Genomic DNA, 10,026 nt, shown 5'->3' with positions numbered 1-10,026 from the left:
CGCCATTACCACAGAAACGGATATACACACGCCCCCTAATACAATGCCTATCAACGAGCCCCCTGCGGCTTATACCCCAACCGCAAACCACCCCAATGCCGCCCCTTGAGCATGATCGGCACCGAAAGATCGTGCATCAACTCCCCCGTGTCCCGCGTATAGGTTTGCAACAAAACAGCCTGTTGATGGCTGCCACAACGAATCCCGGTACGGTCGGCAAATTTGCGTTTGGTGCGGTTTTGCAGCGTATCGACCTGCGCATCACCAGTCAGTGGCTGACTGAAAACCTTGTTATGGGTCGGCACATAACCTTGCTGCGTGCAGGCGATGGCAAACACCAGGCCTTCATGGCGCGGCAGCAACGGTTCCTGAATCGCCGGCAAAACCTTATCGGTGTAGCGGTCGAAACGGGTCTGGTACTTGGCCGGACTGGTGTCAGGAATGGCCTGATAACTGCGGTCGAACAAGTCATCGAGACTGACAAGCCCCTGGTCGATATCCGCCTCAAAGCGTGCCGTAATCTGACGCGCGCCTTCGCGGGCCAGGTCATAAATCCGCTGGTGATAGTCATCCAGTCCGACCTCGGCCAGACGCTCGCTGATGGTTTCGGCCTGACCTTCCATTTGCACCGCGGCTTGCGCCAGACGCTGAGTCTGTTGATCGCTGATCGCCAGATCGCTGCGCATCTGCTCGATGGCGTGAAACAGGCTGTCGAGTTGTTCGCGGTTGGTGTCGGCGCCCTTGGCAATATCGCCGACCTGACTTTCGACGCCTGCCGCCAGGCGGGCAATGTTTTCCAGGTGCTGGCCGGTGTGTTCCACCTGCTGGACACCGATGTCGAGGTCGCTGGACAGCTGCCGGATCTGCTCCACCACTTGCGCGGTGCGTTGCTGGATATCGGCAACCATCTCGCCGACTTCGCCGGTCGCCGTCGCTGTGCGCGCGGCCAGGCCGCGAACCTCGTCGGCGACCACCGCAAACCCGCGACCGTGCTCCCCGGCCCGTGCCGCTTCGATGGCCGCGTTCAATGCCAGCAGATTGGTCTGGCTGGCAATGGACTGGATCACCAGCGTGACCCGCTGGATATCGTCGCTGCGCAGGCTCAGGGCTTCGATCAGCTCACGACTGTTGCTCGCGCGCTGACTGAGTTGATGCATGCGGGTGATGGATTCGACCAGCTCCGTGCGCCCTGCCGCGCTGCTCTGATGCGCTTCGCTGGCGGCACTGAGGGCCGTTCGACTGAGTGTCGAGGTGGCTTGTTCGGTGGCGATCATCACTTCAGCGTTGCTGACAATCTGTGCCGCGGCACCGAGTTGCGATTGCAGTTTGTCGGCCAGTTGCTTGACCGAAAAAGCCACGCCGGCGGCCGACAAGGCGTTATGACTGGTGGTGTAGGAAAGATCGCGAGTCAGTTCGGCGATGGCGCTGGAGTTGTCGGCAGATGGTTCTAAGGGAATGGCACGAGAACGGAGCCGAGGAAGCCAGATAATCAGGACGGCCAACGGCAAGCCAACGTAAAGCGGCCAGCCACCCAGCGTCATGCCGCACAGCAAGAGCATCAGGGCGATGCTTTGCAGCGTCGGCGTCAGCCAGCGGGTCTTCGGTGCAAACACTGGTGCAGGCAATGCCCCAACCAGAGATCCGTCTCTCGTCATCTTCGTCACCCCATGCGTCTTCTAATTGTTGTGACTGCATTAAACGCCACTAGAGGGCCATTATCCATGGTCCATTAGTAGTGGTCGTTGCAGCAGATCAATAGAAGTGCGCGAGGTTTTTCGCAGACGAAAAAAAGCATCGCGGGCAAGCCTTGCTCCTTCAGGAGTGAGGCTTGCCCGCGATGCGGGGCGCTACGAAATCAGGCCTGACGCTGGTGCTTGTCGATCTGTTCGTGACGCTCTTGCGCTTCGATGCAGTACTTGGTGGTCGGACTGATCAGCAGACGCTTCAGGCCAATGGCCTCGCCGCTGTCGTCGCACCAGCCGAAGCTGTCTTCCTTGATGCGCTCCAGCGCCTGTTCCAACTGAGGCAGCATGCGCTGGTCGCGATCGATCGCGTTCACCAGCCAGGTGCGCTCTTCTTCGACAGAAGCTGCGTCAGCCGGATCGGCCGGGGTATCCAGGCTTTCGATGGCGATGCGGTTCTGTTCGATGCGCTCATGGGTTTCGACTTTCATGTTCTGCAACAGCTCAGAGAAAAAAGCATGTTGCTCGGCATTCATGTAGTCATCCGCCGGCATGGCCAGCAACTTGTCCTTTGTCATTGATATCTCTATAAAAAAACGTGCATTAAGGCGAATTAGGGAGCGTTCCGGCGGACCTGGTCTGGCCATCGGAAAGGCGCCGTTTATTCCAAGCGCCACCCGGCACTCAATTTACGAGGGGCGGCAGTCTAAGGCCGACTTGAGGCCTCAGCAACTGAAAAGACAGCGAATTTGTCCGACAAAGCCCCGAAAGTGCTCTATGTCAGCCTTTACGGTGGTTATCGGAGTGCGTTTATAGCAAGAAATTCAACCGAGCGGCTGTATATAGAAGACAAATGGCCTCAACGGTGGTGTTTACCGAGCACATTTGCAGGGCAATGAACCTCAGCTAAGGTTGTCCTCCCGAAATGGAAAATCTTGAGGAGAGGTTCAATGAAGCTGATCGGCATGCTGGATTCGCCCTACGTGCGACGCGTTGCCATTTCTGCCAAACGCCTGGGCATCGACCTCGATCATCAGTCGGTTTCGGTGTTTCGGCACTTCGAGCAGTTCCAGCAGATCAACCCGGTGGTCAAGGCGCCGACGCTGGTGCTGGATGACGGCGAGGTGTTGATCGACTCGACGTTGATCATCGATTACCTGGAGGCACTGGCCGGACCGGGTAACAGCCTGATGCCAGAGGACCTGAACCAACGCCTGCGTTCGTTGCGCTTGATCGGCCTGGCATTGGCAGCCTGCGAGAAGTCGGTGCAGCTTTATTACGAACGCAACCTGCGGCCCGCGGAAATTCAGTTCGAACCGTGGGTGGAACGGGTCGAGGGGCAATTGGCGGCCGCGTATTCGGCACTGGAACGGGAGCTGGAACTGCGACCGTTGAAGACTGACGGTTCGATTGATCAGGACGGGATTACATTGGCGGTGGCCTGGAGCTTTACCCGTCTGGTGGTGCCGGATCAGGTGGATGCCTGGCAGTTTCCGCTGATCAGTGCGTTTACCGACTATGCCGAGGGGCTTGAGGCGTTTGTGAGTACACCGATTGAATAGTGTTGCACCTGACAGCAGGAGAACGCGGTCTGCTGTAGGAGCGAGCCTGCTCGCGATTTTTTATGCATTGCAGATGAGCTACTTGCGTTTGTAGCTCTTATTACCGCTGGGTGTCAGGCAATACACCCCGCCTCGTGGGCCGGTGCAAAACGAACCTGAGCCGCAGGTGCAACCATCGGAGCTCTGCAATAAGGTTTGCGGGCGAGCCTGGCTTGAACCGCCATAAAGTGCCGAGCAGCTTTTCTTCGAGGCGCTGATAGAGCCGTCATTACACAGGAACAGGTCGCCATCGCAACGATCGATACCGCCCTTCTTCCCCGAACACGGAGTGTTTCCCGCCAAGGCACTCCCGCTGATGACACACAGCAACAACACAACAATCGACATCCCGCCACGGCGAATCAAAGTGCGCACAGTCGAACTCCCTTTCAAGGTTGTGGCCAGATGATATCAATGTTCCGGGCCGCTCCATGAGCCACATGAAAGTTAATTTAAAAAGTCGCCGGCATTTCTTGGCAGAATGCCCACACACTTGCCTTGAACTGACTATCAGGTCCGCCCTATGACCCGCATCTTGACCATCGAAGACGACGCCGTGACCGCCCGGGAGATCGTCGCCGAACTGAGCAGCCACGGCCTCGACGTGGATTGGGTCGACAATGGCCGTGAAGGTCTGGAGCGCGCGGTCAATGGCAACTATGACTTGATCACCCTCGACCGCATGTTGCCCGAGCTCGATGGCCTGGCGATCGTCACGACGCTGCGGACCATGGGCGTGGCGACGCCGATCCTGATGATCAGCGCCCTCTCCGATGTCGATGAACGTGTGCGCGGTTTGCGCGCCGGCGGTGACGATTACCTGACCAAACCGTTTGCCACCGATGAAATGGCCGCCCGGGTCGAAGTGCTGCTGCGCCGGCAGAACACCGTGACCGCCCAGGCCACCACGCTGCGGGTCGCGGACCTGGAACTGAACCTGATCAGCCACGAAGCCAGCCGCGACGGCCAGTTGCTGACGCTGTTGCCCACCGAGTACAAGTTGCTGGAATTCCTGATGCGCAACACCGGGCAGATTCTGTCGCGGATGATGATTTTCGAAGAGGTCTGGGGTTATCACTTCGACCCCGGCACCAACCTGATCGACGTGCACATCGGCCGCCTGCGCAAGAAGATCGACCCGCCCGGCAATGTCCCACTGATTCGGACCGTGCGAGGCTCGGGTTATGTCATTGCCGAACCCCTCTAAAGGCTGGCGCTCTTCCAGCAGCCGGTTGCTGGCGCTCTACAGTTCGCTGTTCGTGCTCTGGAGCGGGATTCTCATGGGGGTCATGTATTACGAGGTGTCCGCCTACCTGGACAACCTGGCCAAGCACTCGCTGATGCAACGTCAGCATTTGTTTTCACGCTTTTCCGGCGAGCAACTGCTGGACGCCCTCGCCGTCAGCATGACTTTCGATATTCGCGGCATCGACGCCTACGGCCTGTTCGATGCCGAGCATCGCTACCTCAACGGTGCCCTGCGCCACATTCCTAAAGGTTTGCCGCTGGACGGCAAGATCCACATGCTCAGCGACTGCGCCGACTCCGATGACCCGACGCTGCCCGCCGACAGTTGCGACGCCGTGGCAACCCAGACACGGGACGGTCGCTGGCTGATTCTGGTGCGCGACAACGGTTCGCTGTTCGCCGTGACCCGCATCATTCTGCACGCGTTGTTCTGGGGCGTGACCCTGACCATTTTGCCGGGCATCGTCGGATGGCACCTGTTGCGCCGTCGACCGTTGCGACGCATTCGCGGGATTCAGGCCAGCGCCGAGGCCATCGTCGCCGGGGATCTGACCCGACGCCTGCCGCTGTCCAATCGCCGCGACGAACTGGACATGCTCGCCGCCATCGTCAACGCCATGCTCGAACGCATCGAGCGTTTGATGAACGAGGTCAAGGGCGTGTGCGACAACATCGCCCACGACTTGCGCACGCCGCTGACCCGCTTGCGGGCGCAGTTGTACCGCATGCAGCAACAGGCTGGCGAAGGGTCGGCAGAAGCGACACAACTCGATTCGGTGCTCGCCGAAGCGGATACGCTGATGGCGCGTTTTCGCGGGTTGCTGCGGATCTCCGAGCTGGAGGATCGTCAGCGGCGTTCCGGTTTTGTGCAGTTGGATCCGGTGCCGTTGTTGCAGGAGCTGCACGACTTTTATCTGCCGTTGGCGGAAGAAGGCGAACTGACGTTCAAGCTGCAATTGCCTGACACTCTGCCGCCATTGAACGGCGACCGGGCGTTGCTGTTCGAGGCGGTGGCCAACCTGTTGAGCAACTCGATCAAATTCACGCCGCCGGGGGGCGAGGTGATTTTGCGCGGGATCAACGAAGGTGGGCATACGCGGATCGAAGTGCTCGACTCCGGCCCCGGCATTGCGCTGGCCGAGCGCGAGGCGGTGTTTCAGCGCTTCTATCGCGCCGAGGGCGGCAATCAGCAAAGCGGCTTCGGGCTGGGCTTGTCGATCGTCGCGGCGATTGTCAGCCTGCATGGGTTTACGCTTGAAGTGGCTGACAGCGAATCGGGCGGCGCACGGTTGGTGCTCGATTGCCGACAGAGCCTGATTGCCCAGACTTGACACAGCCCCCCCTGTAGGAGCCGGCTTGCTGGCGATGGCGATCTTGCGGACGCCATCGCCGGCAAGCCTGGCTCCTACAGAATTGGGGGATGTTCGAGAGTTGGGATTAACGCGAAACCTGTAGGAGCCGGCTTGCTGGCGATGGCGATTTCACGGACGCCATCGCCGGCAAGCCTGGCTCCTACAGAATTGGGGGGATGTTCGAGATGTTGGGTTAACACAAAACCTGTAGGAGCCGGCTTGCTGGCGATGGCGATTTTGCGGGCGCTATCGCCAGCAAGCCTGGCTCCTACAGAATTGGGGGGATGTTCGGGATATTGGGTTAACACAAAACCTGTAGGAGCCGGCTTGCTGGCGATGGCGATTTTGCGGGCGCTATCGTCGGAACGCCGCCCGCAGCAAGCTGGCTCCTACAGGGGATCGGGTTTACACGGGGTAGTTGGCCCGCAGGGCTTGGAGGCCACCCTGGTAAATTCCGGCAAACAACGTCGCCACTTCATCTTCGGTCACACCGACCGGTGCAAACCGCCCCGACCAGGTCACCCGGGCGCCCTCGCCCTGCGCTTCAACGCGGATCGTCGCCAGGTAATCAGTCGCCGGAAACGGCGCCTGCAAAATCGAGTAGCTATACGTCTTCCCGGCGTTATCAAACGACTCAAGCCGTTCCACCACTACCGCGCCATCGGCGGTTTGCAGACTGCGCACCCGCCCGCCTTCGCTCAGTTCGCTTTTGGGAATAAACGGCAGCCAGTCCGGCAACGAGTTGAAGCCGCCGATCAATTGCCAAACCTTGTCGGCCGAAGCCGGGATGTCGATAAACGCTGATGCAGTTGCCATGCAGTCCTCTCTCCTCAATAAAAAAATTCAGATCGCCAGGCTGTCGACGACACCGCCGTCGACTCGAAGGGCGGCACCGGTCGTGGCCGATGACAGCGGTGAAGCGATGTAAGCCACCAGGTTGGCGACTTCCTCGACGTCTGCCACGCGCTGGATGATCGACGTCGGCCGGGCCTTGCGCACGAACGCATCGGCTTCTTCGCGCACACTGCGCCCCGATTCAGCCGTGGCTTCCTTGAGCATCTGCTCCAGGCCATCGGTCAACGTCGGGCCTGGCAGGATCGCATTCACCGTCACGCCCGTGCCCGCCAGCCGTTTGGCCAGGCCATGAGACACCGCGAGGTTGGCGCTTTTGGTCACGCCGTAGTTGAGCATGTCCGCCGGGATCGCAATCCCGGATTCCGAGGACAGGAAAATCACCCGGCCCCAGCCCTGCTTGACCATGTCCGGCACGTAATGCCGCGACAGGCGCACACCGGAGATCACGTTGACCTCATAGAACCGCGTCCACTCGCTGTCCGGCGTGTCGAAGAAATCGACCTCGTTAAAGATCCCGAGGTTGTTCACCAGAATGTCCGCTCGCGGCTCGGCGGCGAACAATTGCTCGGCGCCTTCGGCGGTGCCGAGGTCCGCGGTCAGGCCACGCAGTTGCGCGCCCGGCACGCTCTGGCGAATGCTCGCCAGCGCCTGCTCGACCTTGGCCGTCTCGCGGCCGATCACCACCACCGTCGCACCGGACTCGGCCAGTGCCTTGCTGATGCCCAGGCCAATACCGGCGGTGCTGCCGCTGACGATGGCGAGTTTTCCAGTCAGATCGATCTTCATGTTCAAACTCCTGCGAGGGGTAATGGAGCGCGTTCGGACACCAGTTTCGCGTCGCGCATGGCTTGCCAGAATGCAGCGGGAATGACGGCTGACAACGCAGCCACATCTTCAGCAATCCGGTCCGGACGGCTGGAACCTGGAATCACGGCGGCAACGGCCGGGTTAGCGAGGGAGAACTGCAATGCAGCGGCCTTGACGTCGACGCCGTGAGCCGCCGCGATACGTTTGATCTGCTCGACTTTATGGATAATCGCCGGGCTGGCCTTCTGGTATTCGAAATGCGCACCGCCGGCCAGAATCCCCGAGCTGTAGGGACCACCGACCACGATCTCTACGTTCTGCGCCAGCGCGGCATCCATCAGGCGTTGCAGGGCACGGTCGTGATCAAGCAGCGTGTAGCGGCCCGCCAGCAGAAAACCGTCCGGCTGGGCTTCGGTCAGGTCGAGGGTCAGTTCACACGGCTCGACCTTGTTCACACCCAGGCCCCACCCCTTGATCACGCCTTCTTCGCGCAAACGGGTCAGCACTTTGAACGCGCCGGTGCGGGCCTGGTTGAAGTATTCCAGCCATTGATCACCGTAGAAGTCCTGCGCGATGTCGTGGACCCAAACAATGTCCAGACGATCGGTTTGCAGGCGCTTGAGGCTGTCTTCGATGGAACGCATCGTCGCGTCGGCGCTGTAATCGTTGACGATCTTGTTCGGGCGGCCGTGTTCGAACACGCCGCTCTTCTCACCCAGATCACGGGCGGCTGCGTCTTCGACTTCATCCAGAATCACCCGCCCGACCTTGCTGCTCAGCACATAATCGTCGCGGTTGTATTGGGACAGCGCGGCGCCCAAGCGAATTTCCGACAGGCCCGAACCGTAAAACGGTGCGGTATCGAAGTAACGCACGCCGGCATCCCAGGCGGCGTGCACGGTGGCCAGCGCTTCTTCTTCAGGGATGGCGCGGAACATATTGCCCAATGGGGCGGTACCGAAACCCAGCGCGCCGGGCAGTTTGTCTTTCAAGCTCATGAAAAAATCCTCTCGAATGTCTCGTAAACCTGTAGGAGCCGGCTTGCTGCGGGCGGCGTTCCGACGATGGCGTCCTGTCAGGCACACCTCGTCGCTTCAATCGCCAGCAAGCCGGCTCCTACAAAGAGCGGTGTTTGCTTTACCGTTGAGCCAATCCTAGATTGCGAGGATCGGACCGTCCAAGACATAATGCGCAGCACTTGAGTCCCTATAGGTCTGACATGATCGACATCCGCCAATTGCGCTACTTCGTCGCCGTCGCCGAAGAAGAACACGTCGGTCGCGCCGCCGAACGCCTGCATATTTCCCAATCGCCCCTGAGCCGGCAGATCGCCCAGCTTGAGGAACGCCTGGGCCTGACCCTGTTCGAGCGCAGCCAGCAACGCATCCGCCTGACCCGCGACGGCCAGACCTTTCTCGCCGAAACCCGCGCCCTGCTGACCCACGCCAATCGCCTGGAATCCCTCGGCAAACGCCTGGGTCGCGGTGAAGAAGGCGGCCTGTGCATCGGCTACATCGAAAACGCCATGCACGCCGGCGTCTTGCCCAATGCCCTGCGCGTGCTGCGGGTCGACCGGCCGAACGTGCACGTCGCGCTGTACAACCTCAGCTCCGCCGAACAACTCGAAGGCCTGCGTCAGCGTAGTCTCGATATCGCACTGGTCAGCGAACCACCCGTCGCCGACGATCCGGACCTGCTGGGTTTTCAGGTGCTGGACGACCCGATGCTGCTGGCGCTGCCCGAGCATCATCCGCTGGCCTTGCAAGCGGAACTGACCCCGGCAGATCTGGCCGATCAGGAATGGATCGGCGTGCAACACCGCCAGAACTGCGCGAGCCGCGACGACTTCATCAGCGCCTGCATCCGCGCCGGTTTCACCCCGGACATCCGCATGGAGGCCACCGAGCCGTTCACCGCGCTTGGGCTGGTGGCGTCAGGGTTGGGGATTGCGATGATTCAGAAAGGCTTGAGCCGCAATGCACCGCCGGGTGTGGTGCTGCGGGAGGTGCCGTGGATTTCATTTACCACGCCGCTGTGGGCAGCGTGGCACCGGGTGAATTTGCGGCCGTTGGTGGAGACGTTCAGGAAGGTGCTGACTGAGCCATAAGCAAGGGGGGATGATCAGAATACCCGTCCGCCAAACGCGACCCATGTAGGAGCCAGGCTTGCCGGCGAAGGCGATCTCATGAACGCCTTCGCAGGCAAGCCTGGCTCCTACAGAATCGCGGGATGTACAGGTATGAGAGGTTCACACCAAACCTGTAGGAGCCGGCTTGCTGCGGGCGGCGTTCCGACGATGGCGATTTCATGGACCCCTTCGCCGGCAAGCCTGGCTCCTACAGAATCGCGGGATGTTCAGGTATGGGGGTTCACACCAAACCTGTAGGAGCCGGCTTGCTGCGGGCGGCGTTCCGACGATGGCGATTTCACGGACGCCATCGCTGGCAAGCCAGCTCCTACAGGGATCATCGCTGACAAAGG

The 10,026-nt window shown here is 60.4% G+C and carries 10 protein-coding genes; 4 read left to right on the top strand and 6 right to left on the bottom strand.

Translation table 11 applies throughout. From position 1 onward, the window contains the following. Positions 1-50 precede the first annotated feature (50 nt). Positions 51-1,274: a methyl-accepting chemotaxis protein gene (locus ACM6IO_RS23195; protein WP_225602348.1), complete on the bottom strand. Its 1,224-nt coding sequence runs from the start codon at positions 1,272-1,274 to the stop codon at positions 51-53. Between the two features lie 581 nt (positions 1,275-1,855). Next, on the bottom strand, positions 1,856-2,260 hold the full coding sequence (locus ACM6IO_RS23190) for a TraR/DksA family transcriptional regulator (RefSeq protein ID WP_007907888.1): 405 nt from the start codon (positions 2,258-2,260) through the stop codon (positions 1,856-1,858). 372 nt (positions 2,261-2,632) lie between these two features. Here ACM6IO_RS23190 and ACM6IO_RS23185 point away from each other — a divergent pair, with 372 nt between their 5' ends. Beyond that, complete coding sequence (locus ACM6IO_RS23185; RefSeq protein ID WP_008043540.1) at positions 2,633-3,244, top strand: glutathione S-transferase; 612 nt, start codon at positions 2,633-2,635, stop codon at positions 3,242-3,244. Positions 3,245-3,322: 78 nt separating this feature from the next. Here ACM6IO_RS23185 and ACM6IO_RS23180 read toward each other — a convergent pair whose 3' ends face one another. Continuing rightward, positions 3,323-3,658, bottom strand: coding sequence for a hypothetical protein (locus ACM6IO_RS23180; protein ID WP_008043539.1), 336 nt, complete (start codon positions 3,656-3,658; stop codon positions 3,323-3,325). 148 nt (positions 3,659-3,806) lie between these two features. Between ACM6IO_RS23180 and ACM6IO_RS23175 the strand changes: the two genes are divergently transcribed. Together ACM6IO_RS23175 and ACM6IO_RS23170 are read left to right on the top strand one after the other, a co-directional pair. Continuing rightward, entirely contained in the window at positions 3,807-4,490 is a 684-nt protein-coding gene (locus tag ACM6IO_RS23175) for a response regulator transcription factor (protein WP_008028105.1), read from the top strand. After that, positions 4,468-5,862, top strand: coding sequence for a sensor histidine kinase (locus tag ACM6IO_RS23170; RefSeq protein WP_207286492.1), 1,395 nt, complete (start codon positions 4,468-4,470; stop codon positions 5,860-5,862). Before ACM6IO_RS23175 ends, ACM6IO_RS23170 begins: the two co-directional genes overlap by 23 nt. 426 nt (positions 5,863-6,288) lie before the next feature. On the opposite strand, the gene ACM6IO_RS23165 is transcribed toward ACM6IO_RS23170, so the two are convergent. From ACM6IO_RS23165 to ACM6IO_RS23155, 3 genes are read right to left on the bottom strand one after another with little or no spacing between them, the layout of a single operon-like run. Then, complete coding sequence (locus ACM6IO_RS23165; protein WP_414912307.1) at positions 6,289-6,699, bottom strand: SRPBCC family protein; 411 nt, start codon at positions 6,697-6,699, stop codon at positions 6,289-6,291. A 27-nt stretch (positions 6,700-6,726) separates the two neighbouring features. Continuing rightward, the gene (locus tag ACM6IO_RS23160; protein WP_192496279.1) at positions 6,727-7,524 is read right to left on the bottom strand and encodes an SDR family NAD(P)-dependent oxidoreductase; all 798 of its coding nucleotides are present in this window, start codon (positions 7,522-7,524) and stop codon (positions 6,727-6,729) included. Between the two features lie 2 nt (positions 7,525-7,526). Further along, on the bottom strand, positions 7,527-8,543 hold the full coding sequence (locus ACM6IO_RS23155; protein ID WP_414912306.1) for an aldo/keto reductase: 1,017 nt from the start codon (positions 8,541-8,543) through the stop codon (positions 7,527-7,529). Between the two features lie 221 nt (positions 8,544-8,764). On the opposite strand from ACM6IO_RS23155, the gene ACM6IO_RS23150 reads away from it, so the two are divergent. Then, entirely contained in the window at positions 8,765-9,652 is an 888-nt protein-coding gene (locus tag ACM6IO_RS23150) for a LysR substrate-binding domain-containing protein (RefSeq protein WP_223416416.1), read from the top strand. The last annotated feature ends 374 nt before the right edge of the window (positions 9,653-10,026 follow it).

Source organism: Pseudomonas sp. IT-P44, from assembly GCF_949768225.1.
Taxonomy (GTDB): Bacteria; Pseudomonadota; Gammaproteobacteria; order Pseudomonadales; family Pseudomonadaceae; genus Aquipseudomonas; species Aquipseudomonas migulae.
The sequence above is the reverse complement of the archived record's forward strand: the minus strand, read 5'-3'. Positions and strand labels throughout refer to the sequence as shown.